This window comes from Schleiferia thermophila, assembly GCF_003337435.1.
In the GTDB taxonomy this organism is placed as follows: Bacteria; Bacteroidota; Bacteroidia; order Flavobacteriales; family Schleiferiaceae; genus Schleiferia; species Schleiferia thermophila.
The window spans coordinates 890,097-912,951 of the sequence record NZ_QPJS01000001.1 but is presented as its reverse complement, the minus strand read 5'-3'; the positions used below and the strand labels follow the sequence as shown (position 1 = coordinate 912,951).

The 22,855-nt window shown below is 40.7% G+C and carries 14 protein-coding genes; all 14 read left to right on the top strand.

Features of this window, described 5'->3' with window-relative positions:
- Positions 1-795: 795 nt before the first annotated feature.
- The 14 genes from DES35_RS11520 (at position 796) to DES35_RS03790 (ending at position 22,802) form a co-directional block, all read left to right on the top strand.
- Positions 796-939, top strand: coding sequence for a hypothetical protein (locus DES35_RS11520; protein ID WP_170125690.1), 144 nt, complete (start codon positions 796-798; stop codon positions 937-939).
- The gene (locus DES35_RS03855) at positions 936-3,602 is read left to right on the top strand and encodes a DEAD/DEAH box helicase (protein ID WP_114365830.1); all 2,667 of its coding nucleotides are present in this window, start codon (positions 936-938) and stop codon (positions 3,600-3,602) included. Before DES35_RS11520 ends, DES35_RS03855 begins: the two co-directional genes overlap by 4 nt.
- Positions 3,603-3,629: 27 nt before the next feature.
- Entirely contained in the window at positions 3,630-4,049 is a 420-nt protein-coding gene (locus DES35_RS03850; protein WP_114365829.1) for a GxxExxY protein, read from the top strand.
- 309 nt (positions 4,050-4,358) lie between these two features.
- A complete protein-coding gene (locus DES35_RS03845; RefSeq protein ID WP_211306530.1) occupies positions 4,359-6,104 on the top strand; it encodes a DNA methyltransferase in 1,746 nt (581 codons plus the stop codon).
- On the top strand, positions 6,101-7,150 hold the full coding sequence (locus DES35_RS03840) for a DUF3644 domain-containing protein (RefSeq protein WP_114365827.1): 1,050 nt from the start codon (positions 6,101-6,103) through the stop codon (positions 7,148-7,150). The genes DES35_RS03845 and DES35_RS03840 overlap by 4 nt, the downstream gene beginning before the upstream one ends.
- Positions 7,125-7,571: a hypothetical protein gene (locus DES35_RS03835; protein ID WP_125039347.1), complete on the top strand. Its 447-nt coding sequence runs from the start codon at positions 7,125-7,127 to the stop codon at positions 7,569-7,571. Before DES35_RS03840 ends, DES35_RS03835 begins: the two co-directional genes overlap by 26 nt.
- A 340-nt stretch (positions 7,572-7,911) precedes the next feature.
- Positions 7,912-8,133, top strand: a complete 222-nt coding sequence (locus DES35_RS03830; RefSeq protein WP_114365825.1) for a hypothetical protein — start codon at positions 7,912-7,914, stop codon at positions 8,131-8,133.
- A gap of 21 nt (positions 8,134-8,154) precedes the next feature.
- The gene (locus DES35_RS03825; protein ID WP_170125689.1) at positions 8,155-8,325 is read left to right on the top strand and encodes a hypothetical protein; all 171 of its coding nucleotides are present in this window, start codon (positions 8,155-8,157) and stop codon (positions 8,323-8,325) included.
- 822 nt (positions 8,326-9,147) lie between these two features.
- Positions 9,148-9,834, top strand: coding sequence for a response regulator transcription factor (locus DES35_RS03820; protein ID WP_114365823.1), 687 nt, complete (start codon positions 9,148-9,150; stop codon positions 9,832-9,834).
- Positions 9,831-11,201 (top strand): sensor histidine kinase, encoded by a 1,371-nt coding sequence (locus DES35_RS03815; RefSeq protein WP_037356280.1) that lies wholly within the window; start codon positions 9,831-9,833, stop codon positions 11,199-11,201. Before DES35_RS03820 ends, DES35_RS03815 begins: the two co-directional genes overlap by 4 nt.
- Positions 11,202-11,272: 71 nt before the next feature.
- Complete coding sequence (locus DES35_RS03810; RefSeq protein ID WP_114365822.1) at positions 11,273-12,553, top strand: porin; 1,281 nt, start codon at positions 11,273-11,275, stop codon at positions 12,551-12,553.
- A 625-nt stretch (positions 12,554-13,178) separates the two neighbouring features.
- Positions 13,179-14,165, top strand: coding sequence for a hypothetical protein (locus DES35_RS03800; RefSeq protein ID WP_125039348.1), 987 nt, complete (start codon positions 13,179-13,181; stop codon positions 14,163-14,165).
- Positions 14,166-14,763: 598 nt separating this feature from the next.
- Entirely contained in the window at positions 14,764-19,929 is a 5,166-nt protein-coding gene (locus DES35_RS03795) for a DEAD/DEAH box helicase (RefSeq protein WP_170125688.1), read from the top strand.
- Positions 19,929-22,802 (top strand): helicase-related protein, encoded by a 2,874-nt coding sequence (locus DES35_RS03790; RefSeq protein WP_211306529.1) that lies wholly within the window; start codon positions 19,929-19,931, stop codon positions 22,800-22,802. Before DES35_RS03795 ends, DES35_RS03790 begins: the two co-directional genes overlap by 1 nt.
- Positions 22,803-22,855: the final 53 nt, after the last annotated feature.

Below are 22,855 nucleotides of genomic sequence, written 5' to 3'. Positions count from 1 at the left end.
GTACTGCAGCGGTGAATATTGCGCTTTTCACAAACGCCACGCAATATGCACCCAACGTTACGGCCAATGCGCACTTTAAGGCTGCCGCTGGTGCCGCTGAACAGGACTAACCCAACACGCAAAAGCCTGAACGCATCTCCCCGTCAGCTTACCTGTATTGAAATCCTGGCGCCCTGTTGAACCAGCCGACCCGCAAGATTTCGTTTCTTAAAATAGTACCGGTCTGATTTACGGTCTTCGAAAATCCTCAACAATGCTGCCGCTGGCAGGACCGACAGGACGCTGCCCAACCCGCTAAATCCCGAACGCATTTTAAGTCCGCTCCTGCCACTGACCACCCCCAGCCCGTTGACCCGGCCAACGCACGGGAGGGCGGTTCACGCAAACAGCGACAGGTAAATTCCAAACAACTTTCCGCTGGAAAAAACGCTATCAATGTGCGCACAGGCCATAACAATGTGCATATTGCATGGCGGAAAGATGCTTGAATATTTCAGTATTCTTCCCTATCTTCGCTCAGCAACGATGGACATTGCGCATGGCACAAACGCCACGCAATATGCACCCAACGTTGTGTGCAAGCGTAAAAGACAACCACCCGACAGAAAATAACGGACAGTAAAACAGAAAAAGTAAACCATTTTGACAGGTGACCAAAGACATAGAAACAATACAACAAACGGACAACGAGTAAGCCGACACTCATTGCCGACCCTTCTGTGTTTTAATTTTTCCCAACGCACAAAAAATTTGAAATACGGAGTATTCACGAACTCTTCTAAAAATAATTGTGACGTGAGTAAATTCTATGCCAACCCGCAAACGGCACATTTGCAAGCCGCTCAAGCCAACGCACAACCCAAGCTTGCAAAAGAGCCGTTTTTTGCCATCGCACAGACAGAAATATTAACTTTGAACGATACATTAAAAAATAAATGAAGTTTTCAGACCCGTTTAAAATATTGTCTCCCCACGAAAGGTGGGCACCGACACAAAGCCAAATGGACGCTTTTCAAAACGCCTACGAAAAGCTGTTACCGCCTTTGGTTTATAAAATCAGACTTGCAGTTGCAAAATGGCGTGACGAAAATTATGCAGGTGCATCCGACACGACAAAATCACTTTTGAATTTTTGGTTTAATCAAGAGCATTTAATCGGACAGACAAAATTCAGTTTTTTCTTTTCGCAACGAGAAGCCATTGAATCAATCGTATATCTGTATGAAATAGCAAACGCAAAAGACAAATACGAATTGATGAAGTTTGATTCATCAGGTCGTATCAGCACGGGTATGTTTGACGAAAACTGGACTCGTTACGTGGTAAAAATGGCGACAGGTGCAGGCAAGACAAAAGTAATGGGCTTGACATTGGTTTGGTCATACTTCCATAAACTATATGAAGCCGACAGCACACTCTCAAAAGACTTCTTGGTGATTGCTCCAAACATCATCGTTTTAAATCGTTTGAGAAAAGATTTTGACGGCCTTAAAATGTTTTTTGACGAGCCTTTTATTCCTGACAATGGCTTTGACGACAAAGACTGGAAAAACGATTTTCAATTAACGCTTCATATTCAAGACGACTTAAAGCCGATAACGGAATCGGGAAATATTTTCCTGACCAACATTCACCGAGTATTTTTCAATGAAGAACCAGAACAGAGTTTTGAAACAACTTTCTTAGGAGTAAAACCAAAACCTGATGCTGACACTTCAAAAGGCTTAGACCTTGGAAAAATTTTAAGAAGTGATAAAATTAAAAATCTGGTTGTGCTGAATGATGAAGCCCACCACATTCACGATAGTTCACTGGCTTGGTTCAAAAGCATTGAAGATATCAATAATAAACTCAAGCTGAAAACCGGAAACGGCATCAGTTTGCAGGCAGACTATACCGCAACACCAAGACATAACAACGGAGCAATCTTCGTTCAGACTATTTGCGATTATCCGTTGGTAGAAGCCATCAAACACAATGTTGTAAAATCTCCTGTTTTGCCTGATGAAGCATCAAGGCAAAAAATTCAGGAAAAAGACAGCAACGATTTTGTTGAACGATACCGTGACTATATTCATTTGGGCTATTTGGAATGGGAACAACAGTATGAAGAACTGAAAAATCACAAAACTCCTATTCTGTTCATAATGACTATGAACACCAAAGAAGCCGACCAAGCCGCAGCTTTTTTGGAAGCCAATTACCCGAAAATGAAAAATTCGGTGCTGACAATTCACACCAATACATCGGGTGAAATCAAAGAATCGGCATCAAGTAAAAAAGACAAGGAAGAATTAGAGCAACTACGCAAAGCAGCAGATGATATTGATAAAGACCATTCGCCTTACAAAGCCGTTGTTTCGGTGTTGATGCTTCGGGAAGGTTGGGATGTTAGAAATGTTACCACAATAGTGGGGCTTCGCCCCTATGGTGCGGATTCTAAAATCCTTCCTGAACAAACCATCGGACGTGGTTTGCGAAAGATGTTTTCGCTGGACATTCCCGAAAAATTGGTAATTGTTGGAACGCCTAAGTTTTTGGAGTTCGTGGAAGAACTGAAAACGGAAGGTGTTGAATTCCAATACAGCCCAATGGGTAAAGGCGCAAAAGGAAAATCGCCTGTTATTGTGGAAGTGGATAAAGAAAATCCCGACAAGGATTTGGATAAACTGGATATTCCGATTCCACAATTGAGTCCGAGAATTTATCGTGAGTTCAAAAATCTGGAACTCATTGACGTAAGTGAATTCAAAAACGAAAAAGTAGCTCTTAAAAAATTCAGCTCAGACGAATTGAAAGAGATTGTTTTTAATGACATTGAAGGCAATCTTTCACACAAAACAGTTTTCAAAGACACAGTTCCTGACTACCGAAATGTTATTGGCTTTTTCACTGCTTCCATATTAAAAGATAGCCGATTGGTAAGCGGCTTTAATATTCTTTATCCGAAGGTTGAAAGCTTTATCAAGTATCATCTTTTCACCAATGAAGTTGACTTAAGCGACCCACAAACCCTAAGAAATCTTTCGGAAGTAAAACCAAAGGAAGTTTTGCGAACTACGTTCAAAAAGGCGATTGATGAACTAACCGTAACCGACAAAGGAACAGCAGAAGTAAAAAACTACATTTCGCTAAAACTGACCAAACCAAAGGTTGCAGAAAACCAACCTTTCCTTGTTTCCAAAAAATCGGTATTCAACAAAATCATTGGAGACAATCCGTTTGAACTGGAAGTAGCATCATTTCTTGAAAGTCGGTTTTCAGATGTAATTGCCTATGCAAAAAACACAATGGGCGAAGGCGGTATCAATTTTAAAATTGAATATCAGGCACAAGACGGTAACATCAGGGAGTATTATCCTGACTTCTTTGTAAAAACAGGACCGAACACTTTTTACATTCTTGAAACAAAAGGCAGAGAAGATTTAGACGACTTGCTAAAAATTAAACGCCTGGTAACTTGGTGCAAAGACGTCAACAATGCTCAAAGCGAATACACGTACACTCCTGTGTATGTAAAGCAGGAAAAATGGGATGAGGTAAAGCAAAATCTGAAATCATTCCAAGACCTAATTGAAATATTTAAAGTGTCTGAATTATGATTTATTGGATTAAAGGATGAGTGGATTATGAGATACGAAAAATTGACGCATAAAGTAATTGGTTGTGCGATGAAGGTTCATACAACCCTAGGAAATGGCTTTCAGGAAGTGATTTACCAGAGAGCCTTGGCGATTGAAATGGAAAAACAAGGGCTTGGTTTTCAGCGTGAAATGGAAATGACTGTTTTCTATGAAGGGGTTGATATTGGAACGAGAAGAGTGGACTTTTTTGTGGAAGACACGATAATGGTCGAATTGAAAGCCTTGATAAAACTGGAAGAAGTCCATTTGGCACAAGCAATGAACTACTGCCAAGCATACAATTTACCGATTGGTTTATTGATAAATTTCGGGGCAAAGAGTTTGGAATTTAAAAGGGTCTATAACCTCAATCATCCCGAAAACAAAGATTACATCAAAAGTAATCCTAAAATCAACAAATCCTAAAAATCTTAATTCAGACAGATGAACGATACTGATAAAAACCGAATCATTGAACTGATAAAGGCAGGTGAAAAACTGCCCAAGGAATACATTTACAAACTATTTGCTGACGAAGAAGATGTATTCCTGTTTTGGAACGGAAGAAAAGAAGATGTTACCAATGTAGCCCTGCCCTTTCATAGCATTGAGCATATAGACGAGCCACGCAAAGAAACCAGCCAGACCCTTGAACTCTTTGATACTCGTGGGCGACAACTCAAAGGGTGGACAAACAAATTGATTTGGGGCGATAACAAACTGATACTGTCTTCATTGGCAAATGGCCCTATTCGTGATGAAATTGAAAAAGAAGGCGGTTTAAAACTCATCTACATTGACCCACCTTTTGCCGTAGGAGCTGACTTTGGCTTTACCATTGAAATTAATGGCGAAACAGCCGAAAAGAAACAAAGTATTATTGAAGAGATTGCTTATCGTGATACTTGGGGAAAGGGCATTTCTTCTTATCTCTCAATGATGTATGAAAGATTAAAGTTGATGCATAACTTATTGGCAGATGATGGGAGTATGTTTTTGCATTGTGATTGGAGGATTAGTTCTTATCTAAGAATTATTCTTGATGATATTTTTGGGAGTAAAAATTTTAGGAATGAGATAATATGGATCTATACAGGTCCAAGTGCCCCAAACCAGAGACAATTCTCAAGAAAACATGACAATATTTTATGGTATACAAAATCAGATATGTGGATTTTTAATGTTGATGATGTTCGTATTCCTTATGATGAAACAACAGCTGGTAAATTTGAGAGTGAAGGGACTGGTTTTGGAGGTAAGCCGGCAGATTTATCAAAAGGGAAAATTCCAGAGGATTGGTGGTATTTGCCAGTAGTTTCAAGAATTAGACCAGAAATTTTAGGATACCCGACTCAAAAACCGGAAAAATTGTTAGAACGCATTATCAAAGCCAGCAGCAATGAAGGTGATTTGATAGCCGATTTTTTCTGTGGCAGTGGCACTACGGCAGCTGTAGCAGAAAAATTGGGCAGAAAATGGATTGCCGCCGATTTGGGGCGTTTTGCCATACACACCACCCGCAAGCGTTTAATTGGCGTGCAGCGAGAGCTGCAAGCCGCTGGAAAAAATTTCCGGGCTTTTGAAATTCTCAACCTCGGCAAATACGAAAGGCAGTTCTTTATGGACGACCTGAGCAACGGCCAGCGCAAAGCCAAAGAAGAACTCTATGTGGAATTAATTTTAGAAGCCTACAAAGCCAAACGCATCAGCGGGCATAGCATGCTGCACGGGCAAAAAGCAGGCAGATTTGTGCACGTAGGGCCTTTAGACGTTCCGGTTACACAAAGCCGTTTGGTTGATATTTTTGAAGAATGCCGCAAAAATCTTTATACGCAGGTTGATGTTTTGGGCTTTGAGTTTGAAATGGGCTTAACGCCACAGTTCATTCAGGAACTGAAAGAAAAAGGTGTTTCCATTACATTGAAATACATACCCAAAGATGTGTTTGACAAACGAGCCGTTGAAAAAGGACAAGTAAAATTCTTTGATGTTGCCTATTTAAACACCAAAGAAAAAATCAACGGAAAATCTATCACCATCGAACTGACCGACTTTGTTACCCATTACACCCAAGACGACATTGAAGAATTACAACAGTCAATGAGAGCAGGAAGCAAAGTGGTAATTGAAGATGGTCAGATTATCAAAGTAGAAAAAGACAAAAACGGAATCATTACCAAAACCATTCTCACCAAAGACTGGCACGACTGGATTGACTATTGGGCAATTGACTTCAACTACGAAGACAAGAAGGAAATAATCAAAATCAAAAACGAATCAGGCGAGATCGAAGAACACTGGACCGGCAACTATCTGTTTGAAAACGAGTGGCAGAGTTTCCGCACCAAGAAAAATCCAACGCTTGAATTTACAAGCATTGCATACGAATACAAGAAAGCAGGTAAATACAAAGTGATGGTTAAGGTGGTTGACATTTTAGGAATTGATACGAGTAAAATTATTGAAGTGCATATCAAATGAGAAAGGAAGCAAAACACCTGTATCAAAAAGCCATTGACTCATTGACATTGAGTATTGAGCTTTTCAATCGTCCAAACGATTGCGGGCGAGCACACGGTGTTTTGATTTTTATGGACCATTCTTTTGAAATGTTGCTCAAAGCAAGCATCATCCACAAAGGCGGTAAAATAAAAGATAAAAGGGCTAAGCAAACGATTGGTTTTAGTGCTTGTGTTCGGAAAGCATTTAGCGACAATGATATCAAGTTTTTATCAGACACTGATGTTTTGACTTTGCAAATTATTAATGGATTGAGAAATGCAGCACAGCATTATATACTTTACATGACAGAACAGTATTTATATTTTCAAGCCCAAGCTGGTTTAACACTTTTCAGGGATATAGTCAAAAAAGTGTTCAATATCGACTTAAAGACCCATTTACCTGAACGGGTTCTGCCCCTTTCCACCACCCCACCAATGGACATTCAGGCTTTTTTCAGCTCAGAAGTTCAAGAAATAAAAAAACTACTTACACCAAAGAGTAGAAAGAAACTGGAAGCCACAGAGAAATTGAGAGCATTAGCGATAATGGAAAACGCAATTCAAGGAAATGAATCACAACCATCAGACAAAGAACTTAAAGCACTAGCCAAACAGCTTTTAAAAACTACCAATTTGGAACAGCTATTTCCAAGCGTTTCAACCTTGTCATTTACTCAAAACGGTTATGGACCTTCATTAGACTTGAGAATTACTAAATCGGAAGGCGTTCCTGTGACTCTTGTTCCCGAAGGAACACCAGGTGCGGGTGTGGTTGCAATTAAGCGAGTGAATGAATTAGAATTTTATAGTCTTGGAAGAGACCAATTAGCAAAAAATTTAGGTTTGACTGGCCCAAAAACGACAGCTGCCATAAAATATTTTAGAATCAAAGAAGACCCTGAATGTTACAAGCAAATAAAAATAGGTAAAGTTTTATTTGACAGGTATTCTCAAAAAGCAATAGAGAAAATAAAAGAAGGACTAAAAACAAAAACGATTGAAGAAATTTGGAATGAAAGATAAAAGCCATCGCACAGGTCTGAGCACATTTGCAAGCCGCACAAGCCCAAGCACAAACCAAAGCTTGCAAAAGAGCTTCCACCTCTCCCACGCAGGACAGAATTTCAAAATTTTTTCCCCACAAAATGAAAAATTAAAACACCCGACACACAGCCCGACAATGGATGAAAACTCAACAAAGACAATGGTTTACATACATGGTGGACAAGAACGCCAGCATACAACAGGCGTTTGGCGGCAATGGCGGGTGACGTGGTTAATTGAACATTTACCTCGCATCAACTTTTATGGTGTATTGACAGTTTTGTGCTTCGAAATCCACCGCTACAGCAAACACTATTACGATAGTCGCAGCTTTGCCAAAGTTGAACAACAATTCAATGTATTCTGCTTAGCAGAAAACCTCTTGTACCTTGGCCATTGAAAACATCAGGGAGTTTGATATAATTTGTAGTTCATTTTGTGGCACCATCGCGTATTTTGGCGAATCTAACTTTGTAAAGCCCTGAGCTGATACAAACCCTTTTTTCAGAAAAAAAAATCTAAAGTATCTTTCTGCAGGTAAAATTTTATCGCTTTTCATCAGAAAATTTGATAATCTTTATGTCCAGTACTATTTTTAAAATCAATCAACTTCTTATAAATGAACGACCTCCTATCCATTTCCAATACGATTCAAAGCATTTTAAGTCACATCTCCCCCATTTCAAAGCAAACTGCGATGGTTCTTGCATCGGCACCAGAAATTAAAACTTTAGAAAAGGATGCCTTACTTGAGACATCAGGACAGCATTGTAAAATACCAATTTGTTGTGAAAAACGGCATTGTCAGAAAGTTTCTCACCAATGCCAAAGAAGATGAATTTTCGACCAATTTTTTTAGTGCCGGCCAATCCATTACTCCGGCACTTTTACAAAGCGTAGATTTCGTCTCTTTTGTGAATCTGCAGGTAATCAGCCATAAAGCTATTGTACTATTTTTCTAAAATAAAGAAATGGAAGCCACTATGCAAAGCAACAAAGATTTAGAAGCCTTTGGCTTTAAAGTGATGATGCAAGAAGCATTTAAAAGAGCTGAAAGAGACAAGATATTGCTTACCGCATTGGGAATGGAAAAATTAGTGCGGTTCCGAAAATATTTTCCAAATTTCAATAATGAAATCCCTCACTTTTTATAAGCGTCAGTATGCTGTGCTTTGTAAAGTAAATTTTGTGTCAAATGTATTTCAATACATCCGTTTCTTTTAAGTATAGATAAGAATACAAGACAAACATTACCATAAAAAACCATCTCATTTATTAGAAATTTAAATTAATGTTTAATACGTTTATTACCCTAAAAGTTATATCCGTCCAATAGTTTGAAACGTCATTTTGCTGTCATTGTATTAGTGAACCATGCGTGCATATACAACTGGTAATGTTAGATGGTTACAGGTTATTACCTGCTGATGTTTTGCATTTTCTGATAACAAAGAAAATGAACAAAGCATAAATTACCACTGGCATACTCATGCGAAGTCCAGCTAGGATGAACACACGGTAAAAGATGAAAGTTTTCAAGATACGGAAAGGAAACGCAAAAGCAGTGATGAAGAGTAAAATTTGGCTTAATCCAATATTATTATATTGATTAGGTGTAATTTATATCCATTTTTATCTCGCTAAACCGCATAAACGAAACTCCATCCACATGATTTTTACCATGGTCATGAGCCCATTAGCTACAACTAAATGCACAGCTTGCATACCGGATTACCTGACAAGTAAGCACTTTCCCATTTCCAGTCCGTTGGATTTTATGTAGGTAAAGACAAAGCATTTTCAATGTTTGAAACCTGAAACGACTCGCTGACACTATAGAATATGTATCAACCCACGTGATTTCAGGCAGTCTCTCCCTTGGCAGCTATTTTGCCATACTCGCCGTACAATCAACAAAGCCGACGTTGCCCATCGTGCATCGAACAATAAACCCTACATTCAGTAGATTTGCAAATATGAAAATTCTGATTGTAGAAGACGACCCTATTCTAAACAAGAACATCAACGATGCATTGACCGCTGAAAACCTCATTACCGAATGTGTTTTTGACGGTATATTGGCAGGAAGAATACTGAAAAAAAACACGTACGACTGTATCATCCTGGACATCAATCTGCCAGGGAAAAACGGTTTCGAAGTATGCAAAGATTTTAGACAATACAATACCGACACACCCGTAATTATCTTAACGGCATTCGGCGATATAGAAGATAAAGTGCAAGGCTTTGACTGCGGAGCAGACGATTATTTAACCAAGCCCTTTTTTATGCGAGAATTGATTTTAAGGGTTCATTCCCTCTTAAAACGCAATAAAAAAAACAGAACAACCGATACAAGCAAGTCTGTTTTGATAGCAGATGACATCGTACTCAATAATTTGCAGAAAAAAGTACACAGACAAGGCAAGGAAATTAATTTAACACCCAGAGAATATCAAATACTTCTTAGACTGATGGAAAAGAAAGGAGAAATAGTTTCCAAATCGGAGTTAATAAAAGAAATATGGGGAAATTCATTTAATGCCAATACCAATATCATAGAAGTTTATGTAAATTTTTTAAGAAACAAACTGGACAAGCCTTTTGCTAAAAATACCATAAAAACCAAAGTCGGATATGGCTACTATCTTGATGTAAAATGAAGATCAGAGATAAAATACTGATTTATTTCTCTACTACTGTGATTGCCCTCACCGCCATTTCTTTAACCATTATTTATATTTTGTTTTCTGAATACAGAGAAGAAGAGTTTCAGCAAAAACAAAATGAAAAGATTCATACTACAATTAAACTCATTGAAAAGATAAAACAAGAAAGCGCAAAAATTTCGTATTTGATTGACCAGCAAAATATCAACGACTTTTACGATGAAAAGCTTTTGATCTTTGATTCAGACAAAAACCAAATATTCGCCAGTCTGGACAGCTTGGAAATCGTTGAAGCTGAAAACATACTCAAAAAACTATCCCCCACCAACAGGTGGATAGAAACCAAAGAGGGAGATTATGACCTGATCGGAATTTATACAGAAAGAAATAATCAGGGCTATTATGCGATCAGCAAAGCTTATGACGCTTTTGGGTTTAACAAAATGTTTTTTTTGAGAAATGTACTCATTGGGATATTTCTATTTATTTCAATTGTTGTTATTTTGATTTCCAGATTTCTTTCCAATAAAATTTCAAAACCTATAACTGCTCTAGCCGATAACTTGAGTAAATACGATCTTAGTAAAAATAAAGTGGAAAAACTGACGATCGAGACCTCATCTTTCGAATTAAATCAACTGACAGAAAGATTTAACGAGTTGATCAAGAGAACAAAGGAAGCATTTATTTTTCAAAAACATATAATTCATCATATCTCACATCAACTAAAAACGCCTATTTCAGTTTTACTCTCTGAGCTCGAAAGAATAAAAAATCTGCCGGCTTCCAATCAGATTACCTCCGAAATTGAAAACCTCATCGTAAAGACCAAATCGCTGGGAAATATCATCAACATATTGCTTGAAATTTCAAAGATCGAATCCGGTCAAAAAATCGAAAAGAAATCTTTACGTATTGACGAACTTTTTTTTGATGTTATTGAAGAACTTAATGCCATTTATCCTGACTTTCACTTTGAAGTAAACTATACCTCCAACGAGATAAATGAAAGCAAGCTAATTGTCAGTCTCAATCCGGTTCTTACCAGACAAGCCATTCAGAATTTACTGGCCAATTGTATTTCGTACAGCAACAATTCAAAGGCCGAAATAAGGTTTGGAAGTTCCAAAGACAATAATCTAAAAATTCAAATAATCAATACGGGTAATCCAATCTCACCGGAAGAAAAAAAATTTCTGTTCAATCACTTCTTCCGAGGAAAAAACAGTGAAGGTAAAGTTGGTTTCGGGCTTGGATTAGTATTGACAAAAAAGATTTTAGAAATCAATTCGGCATCCATAACATATTCAAACCCTTTTCCAAATATTAATGTCTTTGAGATTAATTTCCCTTTAAGCTAAATTTTAATCAGATTAAGGCAATTTTAAGGTGATTTTTAAGTCCTTTGCACCAAAATTAACTATTAGCCTAAATGAAGGTTTTCAGGATATTACTACACATAATTCTCATTTTTTCGTATAAAGGATACGCTCAGGGATCAAAATGGAAAAAACTGGTTGACACCCTTACCTACGAAACCCAAACTGGATTGCCTATAGCAGCCTCAAAAATTTACTTTTCTGAGTCAAGATTCACAATTTCCGGTTATGGAGAATCAAACTTTATCAGGTATCTAGGTGAAAAAAACACCCTGAGCGATGACCTGGAACTTTACATGACCAATATGCAGCGTTTCGTGACCTATGCTGCATACAAACCCAAAAAATGGTTTGTGCTATATATCGAGTTATTCGCTGAGTATATGAACGATGGTGTAAATGAAAAACATTTTGAATTTCAACCAGAGTTTTTTATTGATTTTTTATTTAGCGAAAAATTTAACCTTAGAGTAGGTACACATCAGGTACAAATCGGATTTATTAACAATAATGATGAACCTATTCTGTTTTACTCAGTAAACAGACCTGAAGTAGAAAGAATTATTATACCATCTACCTGGATTGATCTCGGTATCATGACGTACGGTAAAATCAATAAAAATTTAAAGTGGTCAGCATCCCTATACCAAGGATTAGACCCTACAGATTTGAGAGGAGCTACCTGGATTAGAAGAGGAAGAGCAAATCCGGTAAGATTTAACTTTGAAGGATTTACCGCCAATTCAAGTCTGAAGTACAATGGTTTTAAAAATACTGAATTGGTCTTAAATGGACTATATTCCATGATTGGACATCAAAACATCTCATCCAGTACATATCTATTGAGCTCTTATGCCAGAAGAGAGTACAAAAACTGGACGTTTATGGCCCTTGGCGCTGTTGGTAGCACTGATAATACTGCAGGTCTTTTCGAAATTACACGTCAGGCTTCAATGGACAATCAGGGACAAGTTTTAGGTAAGAATGTGTATGGATATTATACTGAAATTGGTTATGATATTTGGCCAATTCTAAATGGTGGTTCGAAATCATCGAAAAATGTAAGAAAATTTCTTTTGAAGGGCAATGAAGTAAAATTGCCGCTATTCATTCGATATGAACGTTTAAATACTCACAATAAAATTGATGAAAGTTTGATGAATAAACCAGTTTTCAAAAGTGATTTAACTGCTATAACCATAGGTGCTAATTTTAACCCGAGGAGGAATATCGTAATAAAATCAAACTACCAATTCAGAAATAACAAGGCTCCGTTAGCGGATGGGACCTTTGAAGGAAACAGATTTGAATTCGGACTTGGATTTATATTTTGAAAAAATCTGGTGAAAAAGTATAATTTTCTGTTTTGCAGGATTTAACTGCAAAAAGCTTATTTAACAAAAATCCACTTGACACTTTAGAATGCTGAATCCAAAGAATCAGCCTGCAGATTTCATCTGCTTTAAAAACCCGTACCGGTATCTGCTTACTTTTCCGGCAACCGGTGGGCAATAGACAATTTTGTCAGGTACATCCCCTACAATCCGCACCTGATGGATAACAGATGCCCTTAAAGACAAAAGAAATAACCGGGGCACTGCTCTAGCCAACGAAATTTGCAACAAGGCAAATGAACTTAAGGTGGCAAGCAATCTTTCAACCACCGGCAAGACGTCTTGGTCGACAGTCTATCGGTCGCGGCACAGACATTTTCAAAAATGGAAAAATCTCAACCCTCCTTCAGACAAAGGAAAAAAAGAATACCAAATGCTCCGTAAAAATCGTGTACCTCTCCTGCTGATCATTTATTAATGTAACCATGCGATTTAATGTAACTTTGAACTCCGTACTTGATACCATGTAGTGGCACGCATTCACCAATACCACAAAGCGAACCCAGCCGACCGAGAGACCGGTAAAATGGCAATTAACAGCAATACAAAACAATCGAAAAATGAAATGAACTTTGCAGAGTTCACTAATGCATTTTGTGTCGTTGCGTTAGTGACTTTCCTGATAACCTCTTGTGCAGGTTTTAAAAATAGCCCGCTGACCTCTCAAACCGATAAAAACAATTGCTACCAACCATCCGCTAAATCCTATACAAAAGCCGATTTACCAAAACCCATCCACACCCTAGACATTGACAGTACTTTGAAAAATACATTTTCATTTCAATCTCTCCATGCAGCCAATGCAATAGGCATTTTAGACCTGTTGACTGAATTCGTGCATTTAAAAAAGTCCTATAGCATCAATCCTACCTTGGAAAAAAAAATAAAATTAGTTGAACTATCGCAGAATATTTATCAAAAAATAAACACTTCTTCACTGGAAATTTCAGCCATTGCAAGTGAGATGGACTGCGAAGAAGAACGGGCTGATCAAATAGCGACTTTTATCAAAGGAAAAGAAAATACTATTGAAACAAAACTCACAGTAAGCGCTATTGTAGTAGGAGCCATAGGAGCCATTTCAGCGGGTATCCTTTTAGCCAATAATACCTCTGGAAATACTCCTGAAGTGATCGGTATCGGCACCGGTCTGATTGAAGCTACACTGGGGATTTTGATCCTGACAAACAAGCGAAAAATAACCTATTACCATCCGAGAAATGCGCTCAAAGACATTTGGACAGCTCCGGAAACTTCATCAATTTTTCCGGCCCCGATCTGGTATTATTTAACCTATGAAAATCCTGATAAAAATGAGAAATCATTAAGACAACAACTAGTTGACAAATGGCTAGGCTATGGACAAATTGCCGACACAAAAGAAAAAAACAAACAAAAAATAGATAACCAATATTTTGGAAAAGGAGGAAAATACACCGCCTCTCAACTCATCAACAGAGCCAATATGTACGACCAGCTGGAAGCCTATATCAACTTAATGCAAGACCTCAGAATACTGGCATTGGAACTGGAGAAATTAAACGATCATTGATCTTACCAGGGCAGCTGCACTTCACCCATCGCAGAGGGCAAGCCTGAAGGTCCTGAAATCTGATTCAACAGAGTCTGTTTGCATGATTTACGGGTAAGTACCGGACTTTTTTTCCATAGAAAACGGATTTTAACAGCACCCCATTGCGCTCCGAAATGTCCTTCAAGCCCCTGGCACTCCTGATTTGGTTTACACAATCGGAAGTCAACTCGAAATCCGCCGTGTGTGCTTTCCCTCCAAATTCTTTACATTACAGGCAAGTATTTATCTAAAGAAATCAGAAGGCGTTGCTTTGAAGGAGCCCTTATCCTGAACCTCCGGTAAAATACTTCCTTTGGATAGGGAGACTCAATCAGAGGTTGTGAAAGTTTGTGCACCGGCATTTGCGGGCACTGCTAAGGTCGACCTCGCAGCATTCACCATAAAAAAGGGCGACCGATTGGCAGGAATCATTTTCAAAAGAAATTCCGGGAAAGCACATTTATTTTCAATCAAATTTAAATTTTTTAGATTTTGACATCCGACAAGATATTTGATACCTGGAAACGATTAAGGCAAAGTTGAAAGCATTCTAAGAAGATAAATGAAATACCGTCATATGAACATCCTCGGATTTCACGAAGCATTAATCCAAAAATACAATTCCTACATCCAAAGCTTTTTGGTTATAAAAGATCCAAGAATTTTGGATACCGTCAAAGCTGAAATAGACAACAAAAAGCTTTGGCCTGAACCTTTGGTACAGTTTAATCCCACTTTTGAAAGCTCAAAACCCATCCATGACCTCTGTGACGAAGGCATTCTTCACGAAGAGTTCAAAAAGATTTTTTCGGGATTTAAAAATTTGTACAAACATCAGGAAGAAGCCATCCGATTGGGCGTATCCGGAAAGGAGTTTATCGTAACATCCGGAACGGGCTCAGGTAAATCGCTCACCTACCTGGCCACTATTTTCAATCACGTTCTTCATCAAGGCGTATCAGCTACCAATAAAATACTTGCTGTGGTAGTTTATCCGATGAACGCCCTGATCAATTCGCAGTACAAAGAAATCGCGAAATTCAAAGACGCCTACGAAAAAAGATACAACACACCTTTTCCGATAACCTTCGATCAATACACCGGACAGGAAACAAATGAGCAGAAAGATCAACTGAAGGCCAACCCTCCGCACATCCTTTTAACAAACTACATGATGCTGGAATTGATGATGACCAGAAGTGGAAGGGATTTAGAAATCAGGAAAAATTTTTTAGAAAACATCAGATTTTTGGTGTTTGATGAGCTACATACCTACCGGGGCCGGCAAGGATCTGATGTCTCCATTCTTATACGAAGGATTAAATCTGCTGCATCCAACAAAATAACCTGTATCGGAACCTCTGCCACCATGGTATCAGGTGATGCCACAACCCTCCATGAACAGAAAAAGAAAGTGGCCGAAGTGGCATCCACCATATTTGGGTCGGATATTCAGCCTGAACAGGTGGTCAATGAATATCTCGTCAGAAGTCTGAGTCTGGAGTATTCGCCGTCAAAAGAAGATCTCAGAAACGCAATTCAAAGTGGATTCTCACAACCGTCAGATGCAGCTGATTTTGAAAAACACCCTACGGCTAACTGGATCGAAAAACAAATAGCACTGGAGTTTAAAGAAGGTGTCTGGGTAAGGCGTAAACCCATAGAACTTTCGAAAATAGCAGAACAACTTGCAGAAAATGCAGAGGTACCTAAGGAGGATGCTTTAAACCATTTGGAACGACTGCTGGAATGGGCAAATGTGTTAAATACTAACCCTGATAAACAGAAAAATTATCTTCCCTACCGCATTCATCAATTCATTGCCCAAACAGGTTCTGTCTATTCCACACTGGGCGATCAGAAATCAAGAGAATTAAGTCTGGATGCCGGACTGTATGCTGATAGTAAGAATACCCGCTTGTTTCCACTTGTATTTAGCAGAATATCAGGGCATGAATTCTATTGTGTTAAGTTAAACAAAAGTGACTCCACCATCTTGCCCCGAGAATTTAATGATGTAGTAGATGATGAAGACTACACCGATACTGAAGAGGGCTACTTATTTATTCAACATGAGGAGTATGAAGAACCGATTTGGGATGCCGACCGTGATATTCCTGAACTGCCCGAAACCTGGTTTAACTCGCCCAGAAAAGACGGATCAAGAAAATTAAAGAAAGAGCGAGAAGCTCGGCTACCGCGCAAAATATGGTTTACCAGAACAGGGGAATATTCCTTTACAGAACCTAAGGATTTTGAAGGTTGGTTTATTCCTTCACCACTAATGATCGACCCCACCTCTGGAGCCATCTACGATAACCAGACTGCCGAATGGACCAAAGTGACAAAACTGGGGGGCGAAGGGCGAAGCACTGCCACCACGGTTTTATCCTTTGAGACCATCATGCTTTTGCGCGAATTTAGAGAGGCCCCAGAGAAGCAAAAACTCTTAAGTTTTACCGATAACCGGCAGGATGCTTCCCTACAAGCGGGCCATTTCAATGACTTTGTCAAAATAGGTCAGTTGCGGGCAGCAATCGTTAAAGCACTTGATAAATACCATACTCTTGATTACTCGAATATCGCCGAAAAGGTTTTTGAGTGTCTGAACCTGAGCCAGGACCAGTATGCCAGACAACCCGCAAATTTTCCCGGTCAAAAAAAAGAAAACGATGATGTCTTTAAAGACTTTATCATGTACCGGCTGTTGCAGGATTTAAGGCGAAGCTGGCGCGTGGTTTTACCCAACCTTGAACAGTGCGCTTTGCTTACCTTCGAATATAAGCATTTGGCAGAATCCGTATGCGACGACTCGCTCTGGCAATCCAACCGTTTGCTTAGGGCCATGACAGCAAATGAACGACAGGAATTCCTCCATCAGGTATTTGATTTCTTCAGAAAATCGTATGCACTTAGTTTCTCCATGCTCGAACCGGGTGTGATGGCATCCAATGCAAAAAAAATTAAGGAAAAACTGAAAGAACCCTGGACATTGGACGAACATGAACTACTGGAAGTCCCCAATTGCATACGGGTGGAGCGATTATCTTCCTCCCAAAGAACTTTGTATTCCAAAAGCGCGGGTTTTACAAGCGATTTTGGTCGATATTTAAAAAATAAAGCTGCCAATTACGGAATTAAAATCCAAGGAAATGAGGCCTATGAAAATTTCACTTATGAACTATTCGATTTTCTTAGCCAGGCAGGATGGCTGGTCAGGAGATCAGCTAAAACGGAGGCTAATAAAGAAGCCGGCATTTACCAGTTAAAAGTTGACAACCTCATCTGGCGTAGAGGAGACGGTGAAAATCTGATACCTGACTTAATTAAGCATTATTCCTACAGGCCTCAGCAATTAAGGCCAAACGAATATTTCCAGCGGTTTTACATGACCAATTTCCAGGACATTAAGCCTATTGAAGGCCGCGAACACACCGGGCAGATCAATTCAGAGGTAAGAAAAATACGCGAGGAAAAATTCAGAACTGGAGAAATTTCTGCACTGTTCTGTTCGCCCACCATGGAATTGGGAATTGACATTTCCGACCTTTCCATTGTACATATGCGCAACGTGCCGCCATCACCGGCCAACTACGCACAACGTAGTGGGCGTGCAGGCCGAAGCGGACAGGCCGCACTGGTGCTGGTCTATTGCTCCAATTTCAGCGCTCATGACCGGCATTACTTCAAACACGCCACCCAAATGGTAGCCGGCAGTGTATCGGCTCCGCGAATGGATCTGATGAATGAGGAACTTCTGCGAAGTCATCTGAATGCTTCCATTCTTACCCGGAAGCCCTTGAGCACCCCGAACAACTCTCTCGGCGACCTGGTCGATATTAGCCGATTTGAAAGCCTTCCGCTGAAGCAGGAAATTGCTGACACACTCAATATCAGTGAAAACGAAAAGGCGGAAATCCTACGGTATTACAAAAAAGTAATTGATGATGCCTATTTCAAAAACGAGGCGGTTAAAAGAAAACCCTCGTGGTTTACCGACGACTGGATAAAACAAAACATTGATTCCTTTCTGCACGCTTTTGACCGTTCGCTTGACCGCTGGAGAAAACTCTATAAAGCTGCACAAAGTCAAATCAAAGCGGCTACCTCCATCATCGAAAACAGAATTTATGAAAACGATCACGAGAAGAAAAAAGAAGCGCACAAAAGCCTCCGACAGGCCGAAAGACAAAGAGACTTGCTGCTGAACGCATCTTCGGATGGCATTAATAACTTTGGCGATCAGTCCGAGTTTTATCCCTATCGCTATCTGGCTGCCGAAGGATTTTTACCAGGTTACAACTTTACCCGTCTTCCCATCCGCTCATTTTTGGAGACCAATGAGGGCGGTGGCGAGTACCTCTCAAGGCCTCGTTTTATTGCATTGAGTGAATTCGGGCCGCGCAATGTGATCTATCACGATGGTACTAAATACCGGGTGGACCGCATGATTCTGACAGAAGCTGACCTTAATTTGAAGAAAGGAAAAATCTGTCCCAAAACCGGATACTTCCTCTTCGACAAACAATATGGGTACGAAGTAGACCCCATTATCAATGAACACTTACAACTGGATTACAGCAAACATGTACATACCACATTACTTGAAATGGCGGAAACACGAGCCTATGAAATACAGAGAATTACCTGCCAGGAAGAGGAACGAACCAAAAAAGGATACGATGTTCAAACCTATTTTGCCGTTGATAGCGGCTTCGAAAACACAACCGAAGGAATCGTAAGTATAGGCAATGAAAAACTATTACACATCCATTATATTCCGACCTGCCGGATTTTTAAACTGAATTTGAAATGGCGGACTTCGAATGAAGATGGTTTTACCCTTAATCTGAATACAGGCTACTGGCAAAGCAAAAAACAAAAAGAAGAAAAAATAAATGCCGGTGAGGTTGACAGTTTAAAAGATGTAAAGCTGTTTACTTCTGACACAGCCAATGCCTTGTACATTCAGCCTGTAAAAGCACTCGGCCTTGCTGGTGGCAGCAATGGAGTAATTACCCTAATGTTTGCCATTAAGCGGGCCATCGAAAATTATTTCCAGGTGGAAGCCAATGAGATAGGCGCCTCTATTATGGGTGACGATGAAGCTCCAAACATACTCATCTACGAAGCAGCTGAAGGAAGCCTGGGGGTGCTCTCCCAAATCGTAGATCATCCCTCCACTTACCATGCCATTATGACAGAAGCCTACAAACTGTGCTTTTTCAAAAATGGTGTAGAGGAAGAAGGAGAAGTAATTCCAGCCACTTATGACGATTTATTAAGTTACTATAACCAATCGTATCACCATCAAATTGACCGAAATTTGATCCGGGATGCGCTTAAAAACTTGCAAAATTCAACATTGGAAATCATATCCAATCAATCATTCAATAGCTATGATGAGCATTATCACTTCCTCTTATCATCCATTGATTCAAACAGCAGCACTGAAGAAAAATTTTTAAAATTCCTCTATAAAAAGGGTATCCGATTGCCGGATGAAGCGCAACCGAAGGTAAATAAAATGTTTGTCCGACCGGATTTCTTTTATAAACCCAATATATACATTTTCTGTGACGGCACCCCACACGATGATCCTGAAGTAAGGAAGCATGACATGGCAAAGCGTGCCGCGCTAAAAAATGCCGGCTATCAGGTACTGTCCTGGTACTACAAAGACCCGCTGGAAGACTTGATTGCCACACGCCCTGACATTTTTAAAAAAGTAAAAGAAAAATGATGGCAACCGTTTTCGACTATAAACCCGGCAGCCTGGTGACCTTTCGCAACAGACCTTGGGTAGTGCTGCCATCGGAGGATCCGGAGCTAATGTTGTTAAAACCTTTGGGAGGATCCGATGAAGAAATCACCGGTATTTACCTTCCGTTACTGGACATGCACCATGAGCTCCGGCACTACGACTTCGACAAACCTTCAGCAAACGATTTGGGCAATTTCTCATCTGCTAAACTTTTGTACAATGCAGCCCGGTTGACGTTTCGCAATGCGGCCGGTCCCTTTCGCTGCCTGGGCAAAATTTCCTTTCGTCCAAGGCCTTATCAGATGGTGCCCCTGATCATGGCGCTGAAGCAGCACACCACCCGGCTTCTGATAGCCGATGACGTAGGTGTGGGGAAGACCATCGAAGCCTTGCTGATCGCCAAGGAACTGTACGAAAGAAGAGAAATCAACAGCTTTGCCGTTGTCTGCCCTCCCCACCTGTGCGACCAGTGGCAGGACGAACTGAAAGATAAATTCGGCATTGAAGCGGTGATCATTCGGTCCGGTACGGCCTCTTCCCTTGAAAGGCAAATCAAAACCCACGAAAACATCTTCCGCGCCTTTCCTTTTCAAGTCATTTCCATTGACTACATTAAGTCGGGAAACAAACTTCAGGTCTTTGTCGACCATTGCCCTAAACTGATCATCGTAGATGAAGTCCATACCTGTGCCAGGCCTGCCGGTGCCAATGATTCACAGCAGCAGCGGTACCACCTACTTCACCTCATCGCAAAAAAACCAAATCAGCATTTGGTGCTCCTGACGGCAACACCGCACAGCGGAAAACAGGAAGAGTTTCAATCGCTGCTGGGCTTGCTGAATCCTGAATTTGAAAACATGGATCTGCTACATTCCAGCCAAAAAGAAAGGAAAAAAATTGCCGGATACTTTATCCAAAGGCGCAGAGGCGATGTGCAGAATTGGCTCGATGAAGAAACCCGGTTTCCTGTGCGCATTTCCATAGAAAGAGATTATGAGATCAGCGAAAACTACGCAGCGGTATTCGATGATATTCTGGAGTACGCCCGTGAAATTGTAAGGAAAAACCATTCCAACACGCACAGTCAACGCTATGCCTACTGGGAAGCATTGGCACTGCTGCGCGGAGTGATGAGCAGCCCGGCTGCCGGTATCTCCATGCTCACCAAAAAAGCACAGAAAAAGATGATTACCGACGAAGACGATGACCCGCACAACGCGCCCGAGCAGGCAGATGTGGCCGAAAGCGTGATGGATAATGACTTTGCTTCTGACGACAACCTGCCCCTGTCGGCGCTTGGAAAAAAAGGAAAAGTCGTACAGGATTCTGAGGCAAAACGACTCCTGGAATATGCCTGTAGATTGAAAGATCTTTGTGGAATTGAGCACGACCATAAAGCCAAAGAAGCACTCGCTCAGATTAAAAACTTTCTTGAAAGAGGGTACAACCCCATTGTCTTTTGCCGCTACATTCAAACAGCCAATTATTTAGGAAAAATTTTTAAAAATAACCTGACGGGAAGAAACTTTAAAAACCTCCATATCGAAGTCGTCACCAGCGAACTGAACGATGAACTGCGCAGGGAGAAAATCGCCGAAATGAACAAATCGGAAAGGCGATTGCTCATTGCCACCGACTGCCTGAGTGAAGGCATCAACCTCCAGGAATCCTTCAATGCATTGCTGCATTACGATCTGCCCTGGAACCCCAACCGGCTGGAGCAGCGGGAAGGGCGTATTGATCGCTTCGGACAACTGGCCGAAACCGTAGAGGTGGCTCTGTTGTACGGCAATAACAATCCCGTGGATGGTGCAGTACTGGACGTACTGCTTCGCAAAGCCCGTGATATAAAGGCCTCTTTAGGCATCTCGGTCCCCTTCCCTGAAAACAGCACCACGGTGATGGAAGCCGTTGCAAAAGCCATTTTGTTAAAATCATCAATTTTGACAAAACAGGTCCACCGCCAGCGCTCCTTGTTTGAAGACGAGGATATTGAAAATGAAAAAAAGCGCGTAGCCATTGCCTATGATGAGGCCCGGCAGAAAGAAGAGGCCCTGCGAAGCATCTTTGCCCAAAACACCATCAATCCCCGCGAAATCGAAGCCGACCTGCGCGAAGTAGACGAAGCCATCGGCGATGTAAAAGCCGTAGAACAGTTTGTAGTGGATGCGCTGCGGTTTATGGGAGTTCAGGTGGATGCAATAAAAGATGGGTACAAGCTGTACACTACCAACATCCCGGAGCGTCTGCGTCTTTTGCTGACCGACTCCACGCAAATTCAGGTTTCGTTCAAATCGCCTACCCCTGCCGGATTCAAATACATCGGCCGGAACCATCCCTTTACCCAACATCTGGCGCAATACATCATCAACAGCGCCTTTCAACGAGACCAGGGCTGCGCTGCCAGAGCGGCCGTGCTGCGATGTGCAGAGGTCAATCAAAAAACTGTACTGTTTCTGTTTCGGGTGCGCAACGTCATTGCCGAACAGGCTACCGGCAAATACATAGTGGCTGAAGAAATGTGGTTGTGGGGATATGTAGGTGACGTAAGCGAAAGTCACTTCCTGGATAAAGATACCGCCATGCACCTGCTGATGAATGCAAAACCCGTCCAAAACATCGAGGATGAAGAAAAGGCCTATTGGTTAAAGGAGGAAATGGCCTGGGTGCTGGACGAAAAAACCTTTCGCACGATCACCGACCCCGTCGCATGGCAAAGAGGCCGCCATCTGGTGGAATGCCACACCCGGTTTAAAAATCTGGTCAACGGCAACTCGTACACAGTGGTAGAACCCGTTTTGCCCATGGATGTGCTGGGCATTTACATTTTTTTGCCTCAAATTAGTGAGTGAAAAGTGAAAAGTGAAAAGTGAAAAGCTAAAAGTGAAAAGTGAAAAGTGAAAAA